15 protein-coding genes are annotated in these 23525 nt (G+C 74.9%); 12 read left to right on the forward strand and 3 right to left on the reverse strand.

Going from position 1 to position 23525, the window contains the following annotated elements; translation table 11 throughout:
* Positions 1–6 precede the first annotated feature (6 nt).
* Complete coding sequence (locus AC5L34_RS16430) at positions 7–246, reverse strand: hypothetical protein (protein ID WP_363627260.1); 240 nt, start codon at positions 244–246, stop codon at positions 7–9.
* An 84-nt stretch (positions 247–330) separates the two neighbouring features.
* On the reverse strand, positions 331–3573 hold the full coding sequence (locus AC5L34_RS16435) for a type 2 lanthipeptide synthetase LanM family protein (protein ID WP_494825747.1): 3243 nt from the start codon (positions 3571–3573) through the stop codon (positions 331–333).
* Positions 3574–3878: 305 nt separating this feature from the next.
* Between AC5L34_RS16435 and AC5L34_RS16440 the strand changes: the two genes are divergently transcribed.
* The 4 genes from AC5L34_RS16440 to AC5L34_RS16455 are packed head-to-tail and all read left to right on the forward strand — an operon-like array spanning position 3879 to position 7399.
* Positions 3879–5696 carry an AfsR/SARP family transcriptional regulator gene (locus AC5L34_RS16440; RefSeq protein ID WP_441175804.1) on the forward strand — a complete coding sequence of 606 codons (1818 nt, stop codon included), beginning with the start codon at positions 3879–3881 and terminating at the stop codon, positions 5694–5696.
* Positions 5697–5754: 58 nt separating this feature from the next.
* Positions 5755–6111, forward strand: coding sequence for an ApeI family dehydratase (locus AC5L34_RS16445; protein WP_357723282.1), 357 nt, complete (start codon positions 5755–5757; stop codon positions 6109–6111).
* 5 nt (positions 6112–6116) lie between these two features.
* Positions 6117–6656: a 3-hydroxyacyl-ACP dehydratase FabZ family protein gene (locus AC5L34_RS16450; RefSeq protein WP_441175803.1), complete on the forward strand. Its 540-nt coding sequence runs from the start codon at positions 6117–6119 to the stop codon at positions 6654–6656.
* On the forward strand, positions 6653–7399 hold the full coding sequence (locus AC5L34_RS16455) for a 3-oxoacyl-ACP reductase family protein (protein WP_101410854.1): 747 nt from the start codon (positions 6653–6655) through the stop codon (positions 7397–7399). The genes AC5L34_RS16450 and AC5L34_RS16455 overlap by 4 nt, the downstream gene beginning before the upstream one ends.
* Here the strand turns inward: AC5L34_RS16455 and AC5L34_RS16460 are convergent.
* A complete protein-coding gene (locus tag AC5L34_RS16460) occupies positions 7371–8204 on the reverse strand; it encodes an SDR family NAD(P)-dependent oxidoreductase (protein WP_494825750.1) in 834 nt (277 codons plus the stop codon). The genes AC5L34_RS16455 and AC5L34_RS16460 overlap by 29 nt on opposite strands.
* A gap of 179 nt (positions 8205–8383) precedes the next feature.
* On the opposite strand from AC5L34_RS16460, the gene AC5L34_RS16465 reads away from it, so the two are divergent.
* The 8 genes from AC5L34_RS16465 to AC5L34_RS16500 all read left to right on the forward strand — a co-directional run.
* Positions 8384–9340 carry a beta-ketoacyl-ACP synthase III gene (locus tag AC5L34_RS16465; RefSeq protein WP_101410850.1) on the forward strand — a complete coding sequence of 319 codons (957 nt, stop codon included), beginning with the start codon at positions 8384–8386 and terminating at the stop codon, positions 9338–9340.
* A 25-nt stretch (positions 9341–9365) separates the two neighbouring features.
* Positions 9366–9605: an acyl carrier protein gene (locus tag AC5L34_RS16470; RefSeq protein ID WP_101410848.1), complete on the forward strand. Its 240-nt coding sequence runs from the start codon at positions 9366–9368 to the stop codon at positions 9603–9605.
* Positions 9602–10963 (forward strand): condensation domain-containing protein, encoded by a 1362-nt coding sequence (locus AC5L34_RS16475; RefSeq protein ID WP_494825753.1) that lies wholly within the window; start codon positions 9602–9604, stop codon positions 10961–10963. Before AC5L34_RS16470 ends, AC5L34_RS16475 begins: the two co-directional genes overlap by 4 nt.
* 98 nt (positions 10964–11061) lie before the next feature.
* A complete protein-coding gene (gene sbnA, locus AC5L34_RS16480; RefSeq protein ID WP_101410844.1) occupies positions 11062–12042 on the forward strand; it encodes a 2,3-diaminopropionate biosynthesis protein SbnA in 981 nt (326 codons plus the stop codon).
* On the forward strand, positions 12036–13073 hold the full coding sequence (gene sbnB, locus AC5L34_RS16485) for a 2,3-diaminopropionate biosynthesis protein SbnB (protein WP_441175800.1): 1038 nt from the start codon (positions 12036–12038) through the stop codon (positions 13071–13073). The genes sbnA and sbnB overlap by 7 nt, the downstream gene beginning before the upstream one ends.
* A complete protein-coding gene (locus AC5L34_RS16490; protein WP_091630399.1) occupies positions 13070–13276 on the forward strand; it encodes an MbtH family protein in 207 nt (68 codons plus the stop codon). Before sbnB ends, AC5L34_RS16490 begins: the two co-directional genes overlap by 4 nt.
* A 66-nt stretch (positions 13277–13342) precedes the next feature.
* Positions 13343–18355 (forward strand): non-ribosomal peptide synthetase, encoded by a 5013-nt coding sequence (locus tag AC5L34_RS16495; protein ID WP_441175799.1) that lies wholly within the window; start codon positions 13343–13345, stop codon positions 18353–18355.
* A partial coding sequence (locus AC5L34_RS16500) for an amino acid adenylation domain-containing protein (RefSeq protein ID WP_494825756.1) occupies positions 18352–23525 on the forward strand: 5174 nt, incomplete at its 3' end. The genes AC5L34_RS16495 and AC5L34_RS16500, both read left to right, overlap by 4 nt.

The raw sequence follows: 23525 nt of genomic DNA on the forward strand, positions 1-23525 counted from the left end.
ATCCGATCACAGCGGGCGCTCGGGGCAGCAGGTCGTCAGGGGCGCGGCGTCCGCAGCCGCGGCGCCGCCGTCACCGACGAGACCGCCGATCACCATGCCCACGGGTACGACCAGGCTGGCGAGGGCCGCCGCGCGGATACCGAACGTCACGACGGGCTGCAACCACATCGCTCCGGCCGGGTCGTCGATCGGCGCCGCGGGGTCGATCTCGTCGGCACGGTACGAGGGGAGCTGGTTCTCGGACAACTGTCATTCCTCCTGGAGTGCTTCGTAGGGTGCTTCCGGAGCTTGCCGCTCCACTCGAGATCGTCGTCGCTCGCCGGGCGGTCCTCAACCCGAGGAACGCGGTTCAGGGGTCGGTTCCAGCAGCAGCACCGACGGCACCGGCCCGGCCCGGCAGAGCCGCAGCAGCCCGTACCCGATGCCGGCGAGGCCATCGACCAGACCGGGGGTGGGCACGTTGCCCGGCGTACCGCAGCGAGCCCCGTGGCGGTCGACGGCGGCGAGGACCCGACCGGCGAGTCGGCGCGTCGCCGACCCCTCGCCGTCGAGGACGCCCGTCGCCTCGGCGACGCCCAGCTCGCCGTGGCAGAGGCTGAGGTCGTCGAGCAGCGGCCGGTCGGTGAGCAGGCGCAGCGCGTCGGCGTCGAGCGGGCCCGTGTCGGGGGCGAGGGCGTGGTGGGCGAGGGCCAGGCCGGCCGCGCCACGACACCAGCCGTACCCCGCCGGACCGCCTCCGCCAGGGGTGCCGGCCCCCCGCAGCGCGCGCCGGCCGGCCCGCGCGTACCGGGCGCCGCCGGTGCGGGCGTAGCGGCCCAGCGCCCAGCCGATGCCGGCCAGCCCGCCGGCGAAGCCGGCCTCCGCCGGCAGCTCGTCGCGCTCGACCGCGTCGACGAGCCGGTCGGCCCAGTCGCGGGCGAGCGACGCCGCCGGCGCGTGGTCCAGCTCGGCGTGCACCGCGTGCATGGCGGCGAGGCAGCCCGCGCCACCGTCGGCCCACGCGAGAGCCGACGATCCCACGCTGGCGGCGGCGGCCAGGTCCACCGCCGCGCGGGCCTGCCCGGCGATCCCGGGGTCGGCCAGCAGGGTGGACAGCCGGGCGAGCCCGTACGCGATGCCGCCGAGGCCGTACAGCCCGCCGGGGCCGATGGCGGCCACCAGGTCCGGGCGCGCGCCGAGCAGGCGGAACAGCCCCGGCACCCCGCCGACGGCCCGGCGGGCCAGCTCGGCGTAGCGGGCGTTGCCGGTCACCTCGGCGAGCTGGCCGAGGAAGAGCGCGACCCCCAGGTGGCCGGTGGCGAGCCCGGCCCCCATCGGCAGGACGAGCCACTGCCGGTCGTCGACCAGCTCCAGGCCGAGCCAGTTGACCCGGCCGGCACCGGTGACGCCGCGGGCCTGGATCTCGTCGGCCAGCGCGCACGCGGCGGCGAGCAGGCGCTCCGGCGAGGCGGCGGCGCCCGCGACCGGCCGGGACGTCGGCGTGGCGGCGTGCCGGTCCCCGGCGGGACGACGGGTCGCCAGCGTCGCCGTGACGATCCACTCCTGCTGCCGCCGGTCGGCCTCGCCCAGCGCGGCGATCTTGTCCAGCGCGGTGTCGAGCCCGCGGCGGGCCAGCGGTACGGGCAGCGGCTCGCCGCCCCCGGCCACCCGGACCGTCCGGCTGCCCGGCGTGCCCTCGAACAGCGGTACGTCGCCCGCCCACAGCGCGGCGACCTCGTGCCGCGGGAACTGGGCGAGGAACGGGTGCCCGGCGGCGCTGGACCAGAGGACGCCGAACGCGCGGTCGCGCTCCAGCGCGTCGCCGAGCACGTCCGGGTGCGTGGTCTCGGTGAGCAGACCGTGGTACGCCGAGGTGGGGCGGGCCACCAGCCGTACCGGGACGTCGGCGCAGGAGCTGACCAGCTCGGTGAACTCGCGCCGGTGGGCCCGGATCGTGTCGTACGCCAGCCGGAACCCCGCCCGCAGGGCCGGCTCGTGGGCACCGGGGTCGACCACGGCGTCGCCGACGCGGGGCCGGTTGCGCCCGCCGACGAAGTCGACGGCCCGGCGGGTCAGCCGCATCCGGTCGGTGCCCGGGTCGGCCCAGTCGAGGGCGCTGACGGGGGCGGTCGCGCCGTGGTCGCCGCCGACGCCGGAGAGGTCCATCGCCCCCTGGTCGCCCACGACGATCACCGGTATCAGGCCGGTCCGGTGCACCGAGGCGGCCAGCAGGTCGGCGGCCGGGTCACCGGTGCCCGCCGCCTCGCCCAGCGGGGGGTGGAAGAGCGTCTCGGTGTCCACGACGACCGGGGTGTCACCGGCGGCGATCAGGTTCTCGTAGTGCATGTCCGTGGCGTGCAGGGCGTGCAGCAGCGCGACCAGGGCGCCCTGCCGGCGGTAGAAGTCGTCCGCCTGCTCGGGGCGGCTCAGTGCCGTCGCGTCGACGTACGCCGACCAGCCGTAGCCGGGGCGGGTCAGGGCGGCGACCCCGCGCAGCCCGAGCCCCGGCGCCCGCCGCTCCAGCCAGTCGACGAATGCGGTGAAGCGGACCTGGGAGGCCAGCTCGCGCGGCTTGTAGACGACACTCCGGCCGTCGGCGAAGCACAGCACCGTGGTCGTCCGGCCGCCGGTGTGCGCGTCGCCCAGGTTGCTGCGGAACGCGACCAGCGGGCCGGGGTCGGCGCCGCCGAGCAGGGCCGCCACCAACTCGTCGCGGTCGGCGAGGAAGCGGGTCAGCAGCTCCAGCCCGGTCCGGGCGGCCGTGGTGGCGGCCTGCGCCAGCAGACGGGCGAGCACGGGACGGCGCTCGACCAGCTCGGCCAGCCCGGCGGGGTCGCGGAGCTGCGCCACGAAGTCGGCGAAGCGGGCCCGGCCGTCGGCGCCGGCGAGCAGGCCGGCCGCGCGGCGCCGGTGCAGCTCCGAGACCAGCGTGCGGGCCGCGACGGCGAGCAGGCGGTCTTCCAGCGTGGCGGCGAACCGGTCGGTGAGGGTGGTCAGGTCGACCGTCTGCCGCGTCGCGATCCGGCCGGCACCGGCGCGGAACCGGTCGGCGGTGACGTCGACGAACGGTCGCAGGGGCGCGGCGAGGGCGGCCCGCCAGTCCGCCGGGTCGGCCTGCGGCCGGGGCGCCGCCGCGGTGGCCAACGCCGCCTCGACGGTCTGCGCCCACGGCGGGCGGGTCGTCCTGGCGGCGAGCGCGGCCGGGTCCTCGGCCAGCAGCCCGCGCAGCCCCGACTCGTCCAGGCCCACCTCGGCCAGCCGCGCCGCCAGGCCCGGCCCGTGCCCGGCCCGCCACCGGGCCAGCCTCCGCTCGACGTCCGGGCCGCTGGCATCATCGGCGGCAGCCGGGCCGCCCGCGCCGTGTGGGCCGTCGCTGCCGGGTCCGCCGGTCGTGGCGCGTGCCGCGTCGCCGCCGGGCCCGCCCGTCGTGCCGTCCGCGTCCGTCGGTGCGTCGGCGGGCGGCCGGCCCGGTGCGCCGACGGCCCGGCCGGGCACGCGTTCGTGCAGCGCGAGCCCCGGCGCCCACCAGTGCGGGGCCAGCCGTACGCCGGAAAAGGCGTGCTCGGTGGCGCCGGCCGGGGGAGTCGAGGTCACCGTTGCAAGGTGCCAGAGCGGGGCGCGGAGTTCATGCGTGGAAACTACCCACATTCATGCTCCGGTGCTGGCCGCGGCGGTGGGTGCGAACCCGCCGGGCCCAGGGACGGCCTCACGGGCCGCGCCGGCCGGTGATCCTCACCCCGGGCGCGACAGCCCCATCCTAGTCACGATCAGTGATCAATTGAACGGTCAGCGTGACATCGGCGGGAAATTGGGTGCCGCCCACGCATGTGGATGGTGCCGGTGCCGATGAGTCTTCGGACGACTGTCTACCCGGGGCGGCGCGATGAACGGAGCCAGGGATGGAGTTTCGGGTACTGGGGCCGGTGGGGGCCTGGAGGGGTGACGCCGAAGTGGCGCTGGACGGCGCGAAGCAGCGGACCGTGCTCGCGGCGCTGCTGCTCGCCGAGGGGCGTACCGTGCCGGACACCCGGCTGTGCGAGCTGCTCTGGGGGGAGCGGCCGCCGGCCACCTTCGCCGCCCAGCTCTACAACTACGTCTCGCGGCTGCGCAAGTATCTCGGCGCCGAGGTGGACATCGCCCGGCAGTGGTCGGGATACCAGATCCGCATCGGCGCCGCCCAGCTCGACCTCGACGAGTTCGAGCGCCTCGCCGAAACCGGGCGCGAGGCCCTGCGCGACGGCCGGTACGCCGAGGCCGCCGAGCGGCTGCACGCCGCCCTGTCGCTGTGGCGCGGCCCCGCGCTGTCCAACGTGACCGAGCACCTCGCGGCGGCCGAGACACACCGGATGGCGGAGCTGCGGATGGCGGTCCTGGAGAGCCGGATCGAGGCCGACCTGCGGCTGGGCCGGCACGTGCGGCTGGTACCCGAGATCACCCAGCTCGTCGCCGAGCACCCGCTGCACGAGGGACTGCGGGGCCACCTGATGACCGCCCTGCTGCACTGCGACCGGCAGGCCGACGCGCTGGCCGTCTACCACGAGGGCCGCCGGGTGCTGGCCGACGAGCTGGGCGTGGACCCGGGGCCGCTGCTCACCGAGGCGTACCGGTCGATCCTCGCCGGCCCCCCGGCCCCGGCGGTCGTCGCGGAGCCGAGCTGGCACGGCGTACGGCCCGCGATGCTGCCGCCCGGCGTCGCTGACTTCGCCGGCCGGGAGGAGGAGCTGAGCGGGCTGCTGCGGGTGCTGACGGCCGAGCCGACGGCCCGCCCGCCGGTCGCCGTGGTCACCGGGATGGCCGGCGTCGGCAAGAGCACGCTGGCCCTGCACGCGGCCCACCTCACCCGCGGTGCCTTCCCCGACGGCCAGCTCTACGCCGACCTCGGCCGCGCGAGCGGCAACGCCGTCGAGCCGTACGACGTGCTCGGCTGGTTCCTGCGCAGCCTCGGCCACGCCGAGGCGGCGATCCCGAAGGGCCTCGACGAGCGGGTCCGGCTCTACCGCAGCCAGCTCGCCGGCCGGCGGCTGCTGGTCATGCTCGACGGCACGGCGGACTACGCGCAGGTGTGCCCGCTGCTGCCCGGCGACCCCGGCTGCCAGGTCATCGTCACCAGCCGGCTGCGGATGCCCGAGCTGGCCGGCGCCACGTCGATCGAGGTCGGCACCCTGGACCGGCGGCAGGCGCTCGCGCTGCTCGGGCGGATCATCGGGGCGCAGCGGATCGCCGAGGAGGCCGACGCGGCCGAGCGGATCGTCGAGCTGTGCGGTCGGCTCTCGCTCGGCGTCCGGGTCGCCGGATCGCGACTGCTGGCGCGCCCGCACTGGTCGCTCGGGTACCTGGCGGACCGGCTCGCCGACGAGCGGTACCGGCTGGACGAGCTCCGGCTGGGCTCGATGGACGTCCGGGAACGGCTGGACAGCAGCTACCACCAGCTCGCCGACCTGGGCCAGCTCGCCCTGCGCCGGCTGGCGCTGCTGCGCACGCCGGCCTTTCCGAGCTGGTGCACGGCGGAGGTGCTGGGGGTGTCCCGGCACGCCGGCGAGGAGGTGGGGGAGCACCTGGTCGACGCCCGGCTGCTGGAGATCGTCGAGTCCGACGGCGGCCGACGGCAGCGGTTCCGCTTCCACGACCTCGTGCGCGTCTTCGCCCGGGAGAAGGCCGACCAGGCCGACCGGGTGCTGGTGGCCGGCGCCGGGGCGCTGAGCGCGGTGGGAAGCTGAGCCGGCGGCGGTGTAGAGAAGATATAGCCGGCGGCCGCACGGTCACGGGGTGAAAAGCGTGACAACGAGGGACTGCGCAACGGCCGTCCCCGTCGACGTGGAGCGCGTCGCCCCCGACACGATCGTGGCCCGGATCCGACCCGACCTCGACGATCCGGTCTTCGCCGGCCACTACCCGGGCTTTCCGCTGCTGCCCGGGGTGCACATCTTCGAGTTCGTCCACCGGGCGGTGCGCGCCGTGGCCCCCGAGCTGGTGCTGACCGAGATCGTCAGCTGCCGTTTCCTGCTGCCCTTCCGCGGCGACGACGAACTCGTCGTCACGATCCACCGCGACGGCGAACTGTGGCGGGGCGAGGTCGCCGTCGCCGCCGTGCCCGTCGCCGAGGTGCTGCTGCGCTACGCGAGCGAGGAGTGACCGCCATGATGGGGATCGAGGAGATCAAACGGATCGTCCCGCACCGGCCACCGATGCTGCTGGTCGACCGGGTCACCGAGCTGGTGCCCCGGCGACGGCTGGTGGGCTCGCTCACCGTCACCGGCGACCGTCCGCTGCCGATGTCGCTGCTGCTGGAGTCGTGGGGGCAGGCAGCGCTGGTGCTGATCCGACACGACCGGCCGATGCCGGACGTGCTGACCGACGGCGTGCCGGTGGCCGGCGTCTTCGAACACATCCGCTTCGGCCGCCCGGTGCTGCCCGGTGAGACCGTGCAGCACCGGGTCACCATGACCCGGCTGGTCGCCGACACCGCCTTCGTCACCGGCGACAGCGTGGTCGGCGACACCGTGGTGCTGCGGGTCGGACGGCTGGTCGGGGCGATGCGCTCGGTCGACTCGCTGCGGGCGTCCCTGGCGGCGACCCGGGACGCGCGGCCGGCGGCGCCGGACGACCCGCAGGCCGGCCCCGATCCGCGGGCGGCCACGGGCGCCCCGGCGGCGGCGGGCACCGGGGCGGCCCGGTGAGTGCCGGCGGGCGGCCCGTCGCCCTGGTCACCGGCGGCTCGCGGGGCATCGGCCGGGCCGTGGTGCACCAACTCGTCCGCGACGGCTACGACGTCGCCATGTGCTACCAGTCCAGCAAGGACGCCGCCGACGAGGTCGTCGCCGAGGCGACCCGCGACGGCGGGCGCGTGCTGGCCATGATGGTCGACGTCGCCGACGCCGCGGCGGTCCGGGACTTCGTGTCGACCACGGAACGGGAGCTGGGCGAGGCCGACGCGGTGGTCAGCGTCGCCGGCATCATCCGCGACAGGCCGCTGGCCCTGATGGCCGACGCCGACTGGCGCGCGGTCATGGAGGTGAACCTGGACGGCACGTACCACCTCTGCCGCGCCGTGGTCCGCCGGATGATGCGCCGGCGCGCCGGGTCGATCGTCACGGTCTCCTCGGTGTCGGGGGTGGCCGGCAACGCGATGCAGACCAACTACTCCGCGTCCAAGGCCGGGGTCATCGGGTTCACGAAGGCGCTGGCCAAGGAGGTCGGCCGGTACAACATCCGGGCCAACGTGGTCGCCCCGGGCTACATCGACACCGACATGATCGCCGCGCTCTCCGGCGAGCTGGAGACCGTGGCCCGGGACCGGGTGGCCCTGGGCCGGCTCGGGCGCAGCGAGGAGATCGCCGAGGTGGTCTCGTTCCTGCTCTCCTCGCGCGCGTCGTACCTGACCGGCCAGGTGATCACCGTGGACGGCGGCCTCGCGATGTGACCGGCCGCCGGCCGTCGCGGGTGATCCTCGGGTACCAGGGGCCGAGCAGCCGGGTCAGGATGTCGGTGCGGTAGGCGTCCGCTCCGATCAGGATCCTGGCCCGGTCGCGGGCCACCCCGCGCAGGATGGCGCGGGCGGCGTGCTCCGCCGTGACCGCCACCGAACGCTCGAAGTGCTCCCGGACCGCCTGGTAGTCGCGCAGCCCGTCGTTGCGGGCGTTGCGCATGATGTTCGTCCTGATCCGGCCCGGGTACACGCAGCTCACCCCGACCGGCACCCCGTCGGCCCGCAGTTCCCGCGCCACCGCCTCCGTGAAGCCCCGGACGGCGAACTTGGCGGCGTTGTACCCGCTCTGCATCGGCGCGCCGGCCAGGCCCAGCACACTGGAGACGTTGACCAGACGGCCACGCGAGGCGGTCAGCAGCGGCAGGAACGCCCGGGTACCGTGCACGACCCCCCAGAAGTCGACGTCCATCACCCACTCGAGGTCCTCCCAGGCCCCGTCGCTGACCGAGGCGAGCAGGGTCACCCCGGCGTTGTTTACGACCAGGTCGGCGCGGCCGAAGTCGGCCTCGACCCGCCCGGCGTGCGCCAGCACCGCGGCCCGGTCCGTCACGTCCAGCCGGTAACCCCGCACCTGGCCCCCGGGGCCCGCGCAGCGGCGTACGGTCTCGCGAAGCCCCTCGTCGTCCACGTCGGAGACGGCGAGCCGGGCGCCCCGGGCGGCCAGCTCGACGGCGAGCGCGCGCCCGATGCCGGAGCCGGCGCCGGTGACCACGGCCACCCTGTCAGTGAAGTCTCGCATCCTGGACCTTCCCGATCCGGTCTTCGGGCCTCGGCGGTCCGCGCCCGACGCAGGATTCCTCCGCCGGCTATGGCATTCCTATGCCGCGTCGATATGTAGAGAAGCTATGAGGCGGCTGCCCGACCTTTCTCCCGGCAGTCCTCGACGCGGCTGCCGGCCGGGTTGACGAAGGGAGAACGATGTCGGGCATCTTCGGTTCGGCGATCACCGGGCTCGGTGCCTATCGGCCCACCCGCGTGGTCACCAACCCGGACATCGCACTGCGTACGGACGTGACCACGGAGTGGATCGAGGAGCGTACCGGGATCAAGACCCGGCACAGTGCCGGCCCGGGGGAGACCGTGCCGATGATGTCGGCCGAGGCCGGCGCGAAGGCGCTGGCGATGGCGAACGTCGACCCCTCCGAGGTCGACCTGCTCATCCTGGCGACCGCCACCAAGCGGGACCGGATCCCGGGCGGTGCGCCGGAGGTCGCGCACCGCATCGGCATCCCGGCCACCGGCGCGTTCGACCTGAACGCCGCCTGCGCGGGCTTCGCGTACTCGGTGTCGGTGGCGTCCAACGCCGTGCGCCTCGGCGAGGCGCGCAACGTGCTGGTCGTCGGCGCCGAGCACCTCACCGAGTTCATCGACCCCGAGGACCCGGCGACGTACGTCATCTTCGGTGACGGCGCGGGCGCCGCGGTGATCTCCCGCTCCGGGACCGAGGGCATCGGCCCCGTGGTGTGGGGCAGCGACGGCCGCCGGGCCCCGATCCTCGGCACGAAGTGGGCCAAGGACGGCAAGGAGTACGCCTCGATGAACGGGCCGCTGGTCTACCGGTGGTCCACCAAGAACATCCCCCCGGTCGCGCGGGAGGCCTGCGCCCGCGCCGGGATCGACCTGTCGGAGATCGACTGGTTCGTGCCGCACCAGGCGAACCTGCGGATCATCGAGCAGCTCGCCGAGATCCTGGAGATCCCGGAGGAGAAGGTCGCCCGGGACGTCATCGACACCGGGAACACCTCGGCGGCCTCGGTGCCGCTCGCCCTGAGCCGGCTGCACGAGAGCGGCCGGACAAAGCCCGGCGACAAGGCGCTGCTGCTCGGCTTCGGCGCCGGCCTCGCCTACGCCGGCCAGATCGTCCGGATGCCCTGAACACCCTCCCCGAAAGGACACTGACATGACCGTTGACCAGGTGGCCGCCGACGTCGAGCAGCTGACCCGCAAGCTGATGACCGAGGAGCCGGACCGGCCGATCTCCGCCGACGACACCTTCGTGGACCTGGGCCTCGACTCGCTCAAGCTGGTCGACCTGCTCGGCGCCGCCGAGGTGCACTTCGACATCGAGGTGCCGGACGAGGAGGTCGGCAACTTCGTCCGCGTCCGGGACCTGACCGACTTCGTGCTCGGCGCCAAGTGAACGCCGGCGACGGGGACGCCCGGGAGCTGTCCGTCGGTCAGGCCGCACAGTGGGCGCTGTACCGACTCGCGCCCGAGAGCTCGACCAGCAACGTGGTGACGGCCGTGCTCGCCGAGCCGGCCCTCGACACCGACGTGCTGCGGGCCGCCCTCGTCGCCGTGCAGGAACGGCACGACCTGCTCCGGTCCCGGTTCACCGAGACCGGCGCGGGGCCGGTGCGGCTGGTGGCCCCCCGCGGCTCGGGCGCGGTCGAGGTCCGCGACGTCGGCGACGTGGACGAGGCGACGCTGCGTACGCTGATCCACGCCGTCGGTGAGCGGCCGCTGCGGCTCGAACAGGACGGCCCCCTGCGGGCGGTGCTGCTGCGGCGGGGCACGGACTGCGCGCTGGTGCTGGTCATCCACCACATCGCCACCGACGGGCTCTCCCAGTACCTGATCTGGCGGGACCTCGGCGACGCGTACCGGGCGCTGCGGGGCGGGGGCACGGTCGACTGGCCGACGCACCCCCGCTACGACGAGTTCGTCGCGCGGGAGCAGGCCATGCTGGCCGGCCCCCGCCGCGCCGAACTGGCCGAGCACTGGGCCCGCACCTGCGCCGGGGCCACCGCCGCCACCCTGCCCACCGACCGGCCCCGCTCCGCCACCCGCTCGTACCGGGGCGCGGCCGTGGCCCGGACGCTGCCGGAGGACGTCGCCCGGCAGGTACGCGCCACGGCCGCCGCCCTGGCGGTCACCCCGTTCACCGTCCTGCTCGGCGTCTTCGAGGCGCTGCTGCACCGGTGCACCGGGCAGCGCGAGTTCACCATCGGCTGCCCGGTCTCGGTGCGGCGGGGACGGGCGCTGCGGGAGGTGGTCGGGCTGCTGGTGAACCCGGTCGTGCTGCGCTCGTCGTTCGCCCCGGACACCACCTTCGCGGCGGCGATCGCCGCCGCGGGACGCCAGCTCTCGGACGGGGTGGCGCGCGCCGCCTACCCGTTCCCACTGGTCCAGGCGGCCCGCCGGGACCGGGACCCGCTGGTGCGGGTCACCATCACGCTGCTCACCCGGCAGCACGGCGACACCCTGTCCGACACCAGCAACGGCTTCGTCGGGCACCGGGTCCGCCAGGTGGTGGTGCCGTACGACGAGGGACAGTTCGACCTCGCCGTGACGGTGCACCAGCTACCCGACCTGGCGCTGCGTACCGAGTTCAACTACGACACGGACCTGCTCGACCGCGCCACCGTCGAGCGGCTCTTCGACCAGTACCTGGCCCTGCTCGGCGCGGCCTGCGCCGATCCGGCCGCGACGGTGGCCGACGCCCGCCTGGCCGGCGACGTCGACGAGCGGATGCTGCTCGAACTCGGCATGAGCTGAGCACTCCGGCCACCCGGCGCCCGTCATCGACGCGGTGCCGCACAGCGCCCGCACGGTGGCTGCGGGCGACCTTCCGTCAGCCCGGAGAGGGGGTTGAAATGGATCAGGGAATTCTCTCCACGGTCGGCAACACGCCCCTGGTGCGCCTGGACCGGTTGTTTCCCGAGTTTCCCGCCCGGGCGTACGCGAAACTCGAACAGTTCAATCCGGGTGGGAGCATCAAGGACCGGGCGGCGCTGAACATGCTGCGCGGGAAGATCGAATCCGGCGAACTGGTGCCGGGACGGTCCGTGGTGGTGGAGTCCAGCTCCGGCAACCTCGCCATCGGCCTGGCCCAGATCTGCGCGTACTTCGGCATCCGCTTCATCTGCGTGGTGGACCCGAAGACCACCCGGCAGAACCTGGCGGTGCTGGCCGCGTACCAGGCCGAGATCGACATGATCGAACACCCCGACCCGGTGACCGGCGAGTATCTCGCGGTCCGGCGACGCCGGGTGCGCGAGCTGGTGGAGACCGTGCCCGGCGCCTACCGCCCGGACCAGTACACCAACCCGCTCAACGCCGGGGCGCAGCGGCAGACCATGGCCGAGATCATGACCGAGCTGGACGGCCGGGTCGACTACCTGTTCTGCTCCACCGGCACCTGCGGCACCCTGGTCGGCTGCGCCGACTACCTGCGCGAGAACGGCCACCGGACCCGGATCGTCGCCGTCGACGCCGTCGGCAGCGCGATCTTCGGCCACCCGCCCGCGCCCCGGCTGATCCCGGGGCACGGCGCCTCGGTGGTGCCTCCGCTGGCCGCCAACGCCCGCCCGGACGAGGTGCTGCACGTCTCCGACCTCGACTGCGTGGTCGGCTGCCGGCTGCTGGCGGTCCGGGAGGCCATCCTCGCCGGCGGCTCCTCCGGGGCGACGGTGGCCGCGCTGCGGCGCCGGATGGCGGACCTGCCCGCCGGGAGCACCAGCGTCCTGATCTTCCCGGACAACGGCGACCGCTACCTCGACACCATCTACTCCGATCGCTGGGTGACCGAACAGTTCGGCGAGGTCAGCCACCTGTGGAAGGGCGACAAATGCTGATCATCGGCCATGCCGTGGTCCGGGACGTGCTCGACGGCGACGAGGCCCGGGTCATCGACCTCGTCCGGCAGGCGTACCTGCTGCACGAGCAGGGCCGCACGAGCGTGCCGCACTCGGTCTTCCTGCGCTTCCCCGACGACGCCCGCAACCGCATCATCGGCCTGCCCGCGTACCTGGGCTCCGAGCCGCCGGCCGCCGGCATGAAGTGGATCTCCTCGTTCCCGGCGAACATCGAGCGGGGCCTGGACCGGGCCAGCGCCGCCATCGTGCTCAACTCGCTGGAGACCGGCCGGCCCGAGGCGGTCATCGAGGGATCGGTCGTCTCCGCCCGGCGGACCGCCGCCGGCGCGGCCCTCGCCGCGCGGCTGCTGACCGCCGAGCGCCCTCCGGACGGCGTGGCGCTGATCGGCTGCGGGCTGATCAACGAGCAGGTGCTGCGCTTCCTGACCGTGGCGCTGGCGCCGCCGGCCGCCCTGGTGCTGCACGACGCCGACCCGCGCCGGGCCGAGGCGTTCGCCGCCCGCGCGGCGGCCCTGCTGCCGGCCACGACGATCAGCGTGGCGGCGAGCGCCGAGCGGGCCCTGGCCGCCCACCGGCTGGTCTCGATCGCCACCACCGCCAGCGAACCACACCTGGAGCTGACGGCCTGCCAGCCGGAGAGCGTGGTGCTGCACCTGTCGCTGCGCGACCTGCACCCGGCGTCGGTGCTGGCGGCCCGCAACGTCGTCGACGACCCCGACCACGTGTGCCGCGAGCGGACCTCGCTGCACCTCGCCGAGCAGCTCACCGGCGGCCGCGACTTCATCCACACCACCATCGGCCGGCTGGCCGGCGGTGCGGCGCTGCCCGACGCAGACGTGCCCGGACCGGTGGTGGTCTCGCCGTTCGGGCTGGGCGTGCTGGACATCGCGCTGGCCGAACACGTCCGCCGCGCGGCGGCCGAGCGTGGCCTCGGCGTGCGGATCGACGACTTCACACCTGTGCCGGCCGCCGCCGTGGCGGCCGCCGAACCCACGAGGGAGACGACATGAGCGACGACGACCGCAGCTACCTGGTGGTGCTCAACGACGAGGAGCAGTACTCGATCTGGTGGAGCGACCGGGCGCTGCCGGCCGGCTGGCGTGCCGAGGGCACCGAGGGCACCCGCGAGCAGTGCCTCAGCCGGATCAACGAGCTCTGGACCGACATGCGGCCGAAGAGCCTGCGCCTGCGGATGGACGGCGCGTCCGTCTGACGGCCTTCCGGCAGGCGTGACCCCCCGGCCGTCCGCGACCGACCCCCACCCCGGAGGAGCACCCCGATGAGCACCCCTCTGTCCACCCCGCCGGCCGCCGGAGCGGGCACGGCCGATCCCGTCGTCCTGCCGGACCTGATCGCCCGCCAGGCCGCGGCGACGCCCGACGCGACCGCGGTGCTGGCCGGCGACGTACGGGTCGGCTACGCCGAGCTGGACCGGCGCGCCAACCAGCTCGCCCGGCACCTGGTCGGGCTGGGCGTCGGTCCGGAGTCGACGGTCGGCGTGTACCTGCGTCGGGGCGTCGACCTCGTGGTCGCCCTGCTCGGGGTGTGGCGGGCCGGCGGCGCGTACCTGCCGCTGGACCCGGCGCACCCGGTGGACCGGCGTCGGTGGATCGTCGCCGACACCGGGGTGGACGTCGTGCTCACCCAGACCGACCTGCGCGACGACGGGCTGACCGGGCCGTCCCACGTGGTCTGCCTGGACGCCGACCGGTCCCGGATCGAGGCCGGGCCGGACACCGCGCCGCCGGTACGGATCGACCCCGACAACGCCGCGTACGTCATCTACACCTCCGGCTCGACCGGGCGCCCCAAGGGCGTGGTCGTCACCCACGGTGCCATCGGCAACCGGGTGGCCTGGACGGTCCGGCAGCACGGCCTGTCGCCGGCGGACCGGGTGTTGCAGAAGACGGCCGTGAGCTTCGACGCGGCCGGCTGGGAGTTCTTCGCCCCGCTGATCTGCGGGGCGAGCGTGGCGCTCGCCCCGGACGGCGCCGAACGCGATCCGGCCGCCCTGGTGGCGGCGGTCATCCGGACGTCGGCGACCGTGCTCCAGGGCGTCCCGTCGGTGCTGCATTTGGTGACGGAGGAGCCGGACTGGCCGAGGTGCACCTCGCTGCGGCTGGTCTTCTCCGCCGGTGAGCCGCTGCACGCCGAGCTGTGTCAGCGGCTGGCGGCGGTGCCCGGGGTGCGGGTCTGGAACACCTACGGCCCGACCGAGTGCGCCATCGACGTCACCGCCCAGCAGGTCGACCTGGCCCAGCGCACCGGCCCGGTGCCGATCGGCCGGCCGCTGGACAACCTCCGCCTCCAGGTGCTGGACGCCAACCGGCGGCCGGTGCCGATCGGCGTGGTCGGCGACCTGTACGTGGGCGGGGCCGGGCTCGGCCGCGGCTACCTCGGCCGCCCCGACCTGACCGCCGAGCGGTTCGTCCCGGACGAGTACGGGCCGCCCGGCGCGCGGCTCTACCGCACCGGCGACCAGGTCCGGTGGCGCTCGGACCGGAGCCTGGAGTTCGTCGGCCGCACCGACGACCAACTGAAGATCAATGGCGTACGCATCGAGCCGGGTGAGGTGGAGGCCGCGCTGGCCGCCCACCCCGACGTCCGGCGGGCGGTGGTCGTCGGCTTCGCCGAACCCGGCGGCAGCCCCAGGCTGGCCGCGTACGTCGCCAGCCGGCACCCGCTGACCGCCGCGCAGCTGCGCTCCTTCCTGGCCGACCGGCTGCCCGAACCCCTGGTGCCGGCCGTGTTCGTGCCCGTGGCGGAGTTCCCGCTGACCACCGGCGGAAAGGTGGACCGGGCGGCGCTGCCGCCGGTCGAGACCGCCGACCGGACGGCCTACCTGGCCCCGCGCACCGACGCCGAGCGACTGGTCGCCCGGCTCTGGCAGGAGCTGCTCGGCGTCGACCGCGTCGGCGTGCACGACGACCTATACCAGCTCGGCGGGTCGTCGCTGGTGACCGTCCGCCTCGCCAGCCGGCTCGCCGCCGAGTCGGGCGTGCGGATCGGACTGCGGGACCTGCTCGCGGCGAGCACCGTCGAGGCGCAGGCCGCCCTGCTGACCGACGACGCCCCCGCGACGTCGGCGGTGCTCCCGGTGCCCCGCACCGGCGCGCTGCCGCTCTCCCCGGCCCAGCGGCGACTGTGGCTGCTGGACCAGCTGCACCCGGGCAGCCCCGAGTGGGTGGTGCCGCTCTACCTGCGCCTGCCCGGCTCGCTGGCGCCCGACACCGTACGGGCGGCGCTGACCGCGCTCGAAGCGCGGCACGAGGCGCTGCGCACCCGCTACCTGACCCGCGACGGTGAGCCGTACCAGCGCGTCGACGCGCCCGGCCCCGTCGACCTCACGGTCGTCGACGCGGCCGAGGCCCCGCTCGTCGACCTCGTCGACGCGCAGCTGCGCGAGGGCTTCGACCTGCGTACCGGGCCGCTGTGGCGGGCCACCCTGGTCACCTCGGCCGGAGCGGACCACCTGCTGCTCGTGGCGCTGCACCACATCGCCTCCGACGCGAGTACCGCCGCCGTCCTGGAGCGCGACCTGCGGGAACTCTGCGCGGCCGAGGCCGCCGGCCGGGAGCCCGACCTGCCGGAACTGACGGTGCACTACGCCGACTACGCGACCTGGCAGCACCGGTACCTCACCGACGAGCTGGTCGAACGGGAACTCGGCTTCTGGCGCGAGCACCTGACCGGGGTGCCCGAGCTGGCCCTCCCGCTGGACCGGCCCCGGCCCCCGGAGCGCGACCCGCGCGGGGCGCACGTCGAGTTCGAGGTGCCGGCGGACCTCGCGCAGAAGCTGACCACGCTGGGCCGGCGCTGCTCGGCCACCCCGTTCATGACCATGCTGACGGGCTTCGCCACGCTGCTGGCCCGCTACAGCGGGCAGTGGGACGTCGCCGTCGGCGCGCCCACCTCCGGCCGGCGGCCCCCCGAGACGGAGCAGATCGCCGGGGTGTTCCTCAACCCCGTCGTGGTGCGCTGCACCCTCGACCCGTCCGCGCCGTTCGAGGCGGCCCTGCGGGCCGTCCGGTCGCGCACCCTGGCCGCCCTCGCCCACCAGGACCTGCCCTTCGAGCGGGTCGTCGACGACCTCGTCGACGTGCGCGACCTCTCCCGCACGCCGCTCTACCAGGTGATGCTCAACGCCCAGGAGGGCGGCATCACCGGCCAGTCGACCGACGACGAGGCGCTGCTGGACGCCCTGCGCCGGGCCGCCCGCGTCGCCAAGACCGACCTCACCATGCACGTCTGGCCCCGCCCGGACGGCACCCTGGCCGGCAGCCTGGAGTACGCCACCGCCCTGTTCGACGAGCCCACCGTCCGGCGGATGGCCGAGCACTTCGTCCGGCTGCTCGCCGCGGCCGTGGCCGAACCGAGGACCCCGCTCGACGACCTCGACCTGCTCTCGCCGGGCGAACGCCACCTGCTCCTGCACGAGGTGCACGGGCCCACCGTGCCCCGCCGTACCGAGACCGTCTGCGACCTCTTCGAGGCCCAGCGCCGCCGCACGCCCGACGCGGTGGCGCTGCGGCACGGCGACCTCACCACCACCTACGCGGCGCTGGACGACCGGGCCAACCAGTTCGCCCACCACCTGCGGCACGCGGGCGTCGCCCGGGGCGCGGTGGTGGCCGTCCTGCTCGACCGGGGCGTCGACCTGGTCGCGGCGATCCTCGGCACCTGGAAGGCCGGAGCGGCCGTGCTGCCGCTCGACCCGTCGTACCCGGCCGGGCGGATCGCGCACATGCTCGCCACCGCCGGCGTGAAGCTGGGCGTCACCCAGGCGGCGTACGCGCCCCGGTTCGCCGTGCCGACCCTGCACGTGGACACCCACCGGCTGATGGTCTGCGCCGGCCCCACCGACCGGCCGGAGCGCGACACCGACCCGGAGGAGACGGCGTACGTGCTGTTCACCTCCGGCTCGACCGGCCGCCCGAAGGGTGTGCTGCTGCCGCACCGGGCGGTCACCAACTTCCTCGCCTGCGCCGTCGAGACCGAGGCCCTCGGCGACCGGGGTGCCCGCGCGGGGCGGGGCGACGGCGCACCGCTGTTCACCACCATCGCCTTCGACCTGTCCATCCCCAACCTGTTCAGCCCGCTGGTCTCGGGGCAGTCGGTGACCCTGCTGCCCGCCGCCCTCGACATCGCCGAGCTGGGCGGACTGCTCGTCAAGGCCGGCCCGTTCGACCGCTTCATCATGACCCCGCCGCACCTGGAGCTGCTCACCGAGCAGCTCGACGACGAGCAGGCGGGCCAGCTCTCCGGTCTGATCTGGACGGCGGGGGCGGCGCTGCGCGGGGAGATCGCCAACCGGTGGCTGGACCGGCTCGGGCCGGGCGGCCTCACCAACAGCTACGGGCCGACCGAGACCACCGTCATCATGACGGCCCACCCGGTCGAGACGGCGCAGCGCACCGACATCGTGCCGATCGGCCGGGCGATGGCGAACACCACCGTCCGGGTGCTCGACGACGCGCTGCGGCTGCTGCCGGTCGGCGTGGTCGGTGAGCTGTACATCGGCGGGCAGTGCCTGGCCACCGGCTACGCCGGGCGGCCCGACCTCACCGCCGAGAGGTTCGTGCCCGACCCGTACGGGCCGCCGGGCAGCCGGCTGTACCGCAGCGGTGACCTGGTCCGGATGCGTTCCGACGGGGTGATGGACTTCGTCGGCCGCGTCGACGACCAGGTCAAGGTGCGCGGCTACCGCATCGAGCTCGGCGAGATCCGCGCGGTCGTCGAGGAACACCCCGCGGTGGCCCAGTGCGTGGTCATCGTCCACGAGGACCGGCTGGTGGCCTTCCACCGGGGCGAGGCGCCCGACCTGGCCGCGCACTGCGCCCGGCTGCTGCCCGACTACATGACCCCCAGCCTGCTCGTGCCGGTCGCCGAGATCCCCCTCAACGCCAACGGCAAGGTCGACCGCGCCGCCCTGCTCGATCTGCTGGCCCGGGCCGTGTCGACCGGCGCGGCCGGCGCCGAGGACGCCCTCGTCGCGCCGCGCACGATCGTCGAGGAACGCCTCTGTGCGATCTGGAGCGACCTGCTGGGCGTGCCCGTCGGCGTACGGCACAACTTCTTCGCCATGGGCGGGCACTCCGTCCTCGCGGGCCGGCTGGTCGCCGGCCTCCAGGAGGAGTTCGACCTCGACGTGTCGCTCCGGCTCGTCTTCGAGCACCCGACCGTCGAGGCGATGGCGGGCGCGGTGGAGGACCTCATCCGGGCCGAGGTGGACGCGCTTTCCGACGCCGACCTGACCGAAGACCTGCGGCAGACCAAGGAGCACCAGGCATGACCTCGACCGCGAACCAGCCGAACCTGCGCGAGTCGCTCGTCCAACGCCGGTTGGCGGGCAGGGCCGCCGGCCGGCGCGCCGGGATCCCGACCGTCGACCGCTCGGGCGACCTGCCGCTCTCCTTCGGCCAGCAGCAGATGTGGTTCCTCAACCGGCTGGACCCCACCAGCCCGGAGTACCTGGTCTCCTCGACGCTGCGGCTGCGCGGACCGCTGGACCGGGCCGCGCTGGCCCGGGCGTGGGACGCCCTCATCGCCCGGCACGAGATCCTGCGCACCCGGTACGCCATGGCCGACCTGACGCCGGTGCAGGTCGTCGACGAGCCCCGCCCGCAGGAACTGCCCCTGGTCGACCTCTGCGGGGTCGCCGAGGCCGAGCGGGACGCCCGGGCCACCGGGGCGATGACCGAGCTGGCCGCCACCGGCTTCGACCTGGCCACCGAGTGGCCGGTGCGGGCGACGCTGCTGCGCCTGGCCGAGGCCGAGCACCTGCTGGTGCTGGTGCTGCACCACATCGCCTGCGACGCGCCCTCCACGGCGGTGCTCCTCGGTGACCTGGCCGAGCTGTACGGCGCGTACGTGCGGGGCGAGCAGTCGCCGCTGACGCCGCCGGCCGTCCAGTTCGCCGACTTCGCCGCCTGGCAGCGCGACCGGCTGCGCGGCGACCTGCTGGAGCGGCACCTGGAGCACTGGCGCGACCGGCTCGCCGGCCTCACCCCGCTGGAGCTGCCCGCCGACCGGCCGCGGCCCCGCGTCCGCGACTGGCGGGGCGCGTCGGTGCCCTTCGCGCTCTCCGCCGACCTCTCCGCCGCGCTGCGCGAGATCGCCCGCGACGCGGAGACCACCCTCTTCGTCACGCTGCTGACCGCCTTCCAGGCGCTGCTGTCGCGCCACACCGGCCGCACCGACATCCCCGTCGGCAGCGTGACGTCCGTGCGTGACCGCGCCGAGCTGCGCAACCTCGTCGGGTACGGCATCGACAACCTCGTCCTGCGCGGCAGCTGGACCGGGGACCCCACCTTCGCCGACCTGCTGCGCGCCAACCGCGCCACCGTGCGGGACGCCTTCGCGCACGCCGACGTGCCCTTCGCGCTGCTGGTCGACGAGCTCGAACCGGAGCGGGACCTCTCCCGCACGCCGCTCTACCAGGTCGCCTTCACCCTCGGCGACGACGCCCCCGGCGGCACCTGGCCGGCCGGCCTCGCCGCCGAAACGCTCTGGCCGCCGACCCGGGTCGCCAAGGTCGATCTGCAACTGCACGTCGTCGAGGGCGCCGACGGCCGGCTGCGCGGGCACCTGGAGTACGCCACCGCGCTGTTCGACCAGGCCACGGTGCGGCGGCTGGCCGACCACCTCGGCCGCCTGCTGGAGCACGTCGGCGCCGACCCGCACGCCCGGATCTCCGCGCTGCGCATCCTCGACGACGCCGAACTGGCCGCGGCGACCCCCGCGCCGGCCCGCCCCGCCGCACCGGTGACCGGCACCGTGCACGGCGTCTTCGCCGCCACCGCCGCCGCCCACGCGGGCGCGACCGCCGTCGTGGCCGGCGCGGTGCGCCTGACGTACGCCGAACTGGACGCCACCGCGAACCGGCTGGCGCACCACCTGCGGGCCCTCGGCGCGGGCCCGGAACGGCTGGTCGCGGTCTGCCTGGAGCGCGGCGCGGAGCTGGTGCCCGCCCTGCTGGGCGTGCTGAAGTCCGGGGCGGCGTACCTGCCGGTGGAGCCGGGCGTCCCCGCCGACCGGCTCGAATTCATGCTCGCCGACGCCGGTGCGCGGATCGTGGTGACCACCGAGGCCCACCGGGCGCGGTTCGTCGACTTCGACGGCGCGGTGGTGGTGCTCGACGACCCCGAGCACGCCGGGCGGATCGCCGGGCGACCCGGCACCGACCCGGGCGTCACCGTCGACGCCGAGAACCTGATCTACGTCATCTACACCTCCGGGTCCACCGGTCGCCCCAAGGGCGTCTTCCTGACCCACGCCAACGTGCTGCGCCTGATGACCGTGGCCCAGGACGACCTGAACTTCGGCCCCGCCGACGTGTGGCCGCTGTTCCACTCGTACGCCTTCGACGTGTCCGTGTGGGAGCTGTGGGGCGCCCTGCTGCACGGCGGCCGGCTCGTGGTGGTGCCCCGCGAGGTCACCCGTTCCCCCGGCGACCTGCTCGACCTGCTGGTCGAGGAGCGGGTCACCGTGCTCAACCAGACGCCGACGGCGTTCCGCGGCCTGGTGGGGCTGGCCCGCGACGGCGACCCCCGCATCGACCGGCTCGCCCTGCGCGCGGTCGTCTTCGCCGGTGAGAAGCTGGAGTACGCCGACCTCGGCCCCTGGGTGGCCCGGCGCGGGCTGGCCGCGCCCCGGCTGCTGAACCTCTACGGCATCACCGAGATCACGGTGCACGCCACCTACTACGAGGTGGGCCCGCAGGACCTGACCGGCGCCGCCAACCCGATCGGCGTCCCGCTGGCCGACCTGAGCATCCACCTGCTCGACGCGTACGGCAACCCCGTGCCGGTCGGCGTCACCGGCGAGATCCACGTCGGCGGGCCCGGCGTGGCCCGGGGCTACCTGAACCGGCCCGAGCTGACCGCCCAGCGGTTCGTGCCCGACCCGTTCGGGCCGCCCGGCGCCCGGCTCTACCGCAGCGGCGACCTGGCCCGCCGGCGCGCCGACGGCAGCCTGGAGTTCGTCGGCCGGATCGACGACCAGGTGAAGATCCGGGGCTACCGGGTCGAGCTGGGCGAGATCGAGGCCGCCATCGCCGCCCTGCCCGGGGTACGCGAGGCCGTGGTCGTCGTCCGCGAGGACACCCCCGGCGACCGGCGGCTGGTGGCGTACTCGGTCGTCGACGAGCAGGTGGAGCTGCCCCGGCCGGGGCAGGTGCGCGCCGCGCTGGCCCGCACCCTGCCCGAGTACATGATCCCGTCGGCGTTCGTGCCGCTGGCCCGGCTGCCGCTGACCGTCAACGGCAAGCTCGACAAGCGGGCGCTGCCCGCGCCCGACCGCACGGTGACCGCCACCGACCGGCCCTACGTGGCGCCGCGTACCGAGGTGGAGGAGCGGCTCGCCGCGATCTGGGCGGAGCTGCTCGGCCTGGAGCGGGTCGGCGTCGAGGACGGCTTCTTCGACGTCGGCGGCGACTCGATCCGCGCCGTGGCGCTCGCCGGGGCCATCCGGAACGCCGGCCTCGACGTGCAGGTGCGCGACCTCTTCGAGCGGCGCACCATCGCCGAGCTGGCGGAGTTCCTCACCGGCCGCCCCGCCCCGGCCGCCCAGGAGCCGGCCGTCGCGCCGTTCGCCCTGATCGGCGAGGCCGACCGCGCCGCGCTGCCCGACGGCGTCGTCGACGCGTACCCCTGCACCCAGGTGCAGCTCGGCATGCTCGCGGAGATGCTCGCCGACGAGCACAACCACTACCTCAACGCCACCACCTACCGCATCCCCGACTCCGGCGAGTTCTCCCTCGACGCGTTCCGGGAGGCCGCCGCGCTGCTGGTGCGCCGGCACGAGGTGCTGCGCACGTCGTTCGACCTGACCGGCTACTCCGTGCCGATGCAGCTCGTGCACGCCACCGCCGAGATGCCCGTCGGCATGGACCGGGCGCGCGCCACCGACCGGGCCGGCCTGGAGCGGGAGCTGCGCGACTTCATCGCCGCCGAACGGGCCGAGATGTTCGACCTCGCCCGGCCGGCGCTGTTCCGGCTGCACGCGCGGGTCTGCGCGGACGGCAGCTGGTGGCTCACCCTCACCGAGTGCCACCCCATCATGGACGGCTGGAGCTACCACTCGCTGATGATGGAGTTGGTCGGCGCGTACCACCGGATCCGCGACGGGCTGCCGGTCGAGCCCCGCCCGGCGCCGCCGGTGCGCTTCGCCGACGCCGTCGCCGCCGAGCTGCGCTCCACCGCCGAGGGGATCGACCGGGCCTTCTGGCACGGCCGGGTCGCCGGCCGGGACCGGTTCGTGCTGCCCGAGGGCTGGGGCGACCCGACCGCCGAGGCGGGCGCCCAGTACGACCACTGGGTGCCGCTGCACGACCTGGAGCCGGGCCTGCGGGCGCTGGCCCGCCAGACCGGCGTGCCGTTCAAGTCGGTGATGCTGGCCGCGCACCTGAAGGTGATGAGTCAGCTCACCGGGGCGGAGTCGTTCTTCACCGGCCTGGTGTGCAACATCCGTCCCGAGGTCGCCGGCGCCGACCGCGTCTACGGGATGCACCTGAACACGGTGCCGTTCGTGCACGACGCGGGCGCGCGTACCTGGCGGGAGCTGATCGCGCGGACGTTCGCCGCGGAGCTGGAGGCGTGGCCGCACCGCCGGTACCCGCTCCCGGTGCTCCAGCGCGAGGTGGGCGACGGCGGCCGGATGCTCGACGTCCGGTTCAGCTTCCACGACTTCCACCAGATCGACACCGACGAGATCGACTACGCCGACTCGATCGACGACAGCCCCAACGAGTTCCCGCTCGGCGTGATCAGCCGCCTCGGCTTCATCACGCTGGAGGCCAACCTGCGCCACCTGGGCATGGCCCAGGTCGCCCGCCTCGGTGGCATGTACCGGGCGGTGTTGGAGGCGATGGTGGCCGACGTGGACGGTGACGCGTCGGTGGTGTGTCTGCCGGCGGGTGAGGTGTCGGTGGTGTTGGCCGACGGGGTGTCGGCGGTGGCGCCGGTGTCGCGTTCGGTGCTGGACGAGTTCGAGGCGCGGGCGGCGGAGACGCCGTCGGCGGAGGCGGTGTCGGTGCCGGGCGGCGCGGGGATCGGCTTCGCGGAGCTGGACGCCCGGGCCGGGCAGGTCGCCCGCTGGTTGGCAGCCCGGGGTGTGGGTGCCGGTGCGGTGGTGGGTGTGCTGCTGGACCGGGGTGTGGAGTTGGTGGCGTCGATGGTGGGGGTGTGGAAGGCGGGTGCGGCGTTCGTGCCGGTCGATCCGTCGTACCCGCCGGGTCGCATCGCGGCCATGCTCGCCGACGCGGGCGCCCGGGTCGCGATCACCTCGGGCCGGTACGCCGACCGGTTCGCCCCGGTCGGCGTGGAGGTGGTGCGCGTCGAGGAGATCGGCGAGACGGACGCGCCGCTGCCGGTCCGCGCCACGGATCTCGACGAGTTGGCGTATGTGATTTTCACGTCGGGGTCGACGGGTCGGCCGAAGGGTGTGCAGGTGTCGCACCGGGG

Source organism: Micromonospora sp. ZG13, from assembly GCF_059359355.1.

Bases quoted from the DNA above. Each gene is read 5' to 3' on its own strand.
- AC5L34_RS16440 (WP_441175804.1), top strand. From the start codon at position 3,879: ATGGAGTTTCGGGTACTGGGGCCGGTGGGGGCCTGGAGGGGTGACGCC.
- AC5L34_RS16450 (WP_441175803.1), top strand. From the start codon at position 6,117: ATGATGGGGATCGAGGAGATCAAACGGATCGTCCCGCACCGGCCACCG.
- AC5L34_RS16460 (WP_494825750.1), bottom strand. From the start codon at position 8,204: ATGCGAGACTTCACTGACAGGGTGGCCGTGGTCACCGGCGCCGGCTCC.
- AC5L34_RS16465 (WP_101410850.1), top strand. From the start codon at position 8,384: ATGTCGGGCATCTTCGGTTCGGCGATCACCGGGCTCGGTGCCTATCGG.
- AC5L34_RS16470 (WP_101410848.1), top strand. From the start codon at position 9,366: ATGACCGTTGACCAGGTGGCCGCCGACGTCGAGCAGCTGACCCGCAAG.
- sbnA (WP_101410844.1), top strand. From the start codon at position 11,062: ATGGATCAGGGAATTCTCTCCACGGTCGGCAACACGCCCCTGGTGCGC.
- sbnB (WP_441175800.1), top strand. From the start codon at position 12,036: ATGCTGATCATCGGCCATGCCGTGGTCCGGGACGTGCTCGACGGCGAC.
- AC5L34_RS16490 (WP_091630399.1), top strand. From the start codon at position 13,070: ATGAGCGACGACGACCGCAGCTACCTGGTGGTGCTCAACGACGAGGAG.
- AC5L34_RS16495 (WP_441175799.1), top strand. From the start codon at position 13,343: ATGAGCACCCCTCTGTCCACCCCGCCGGCCGCCGGAGCGGGCACGGCC.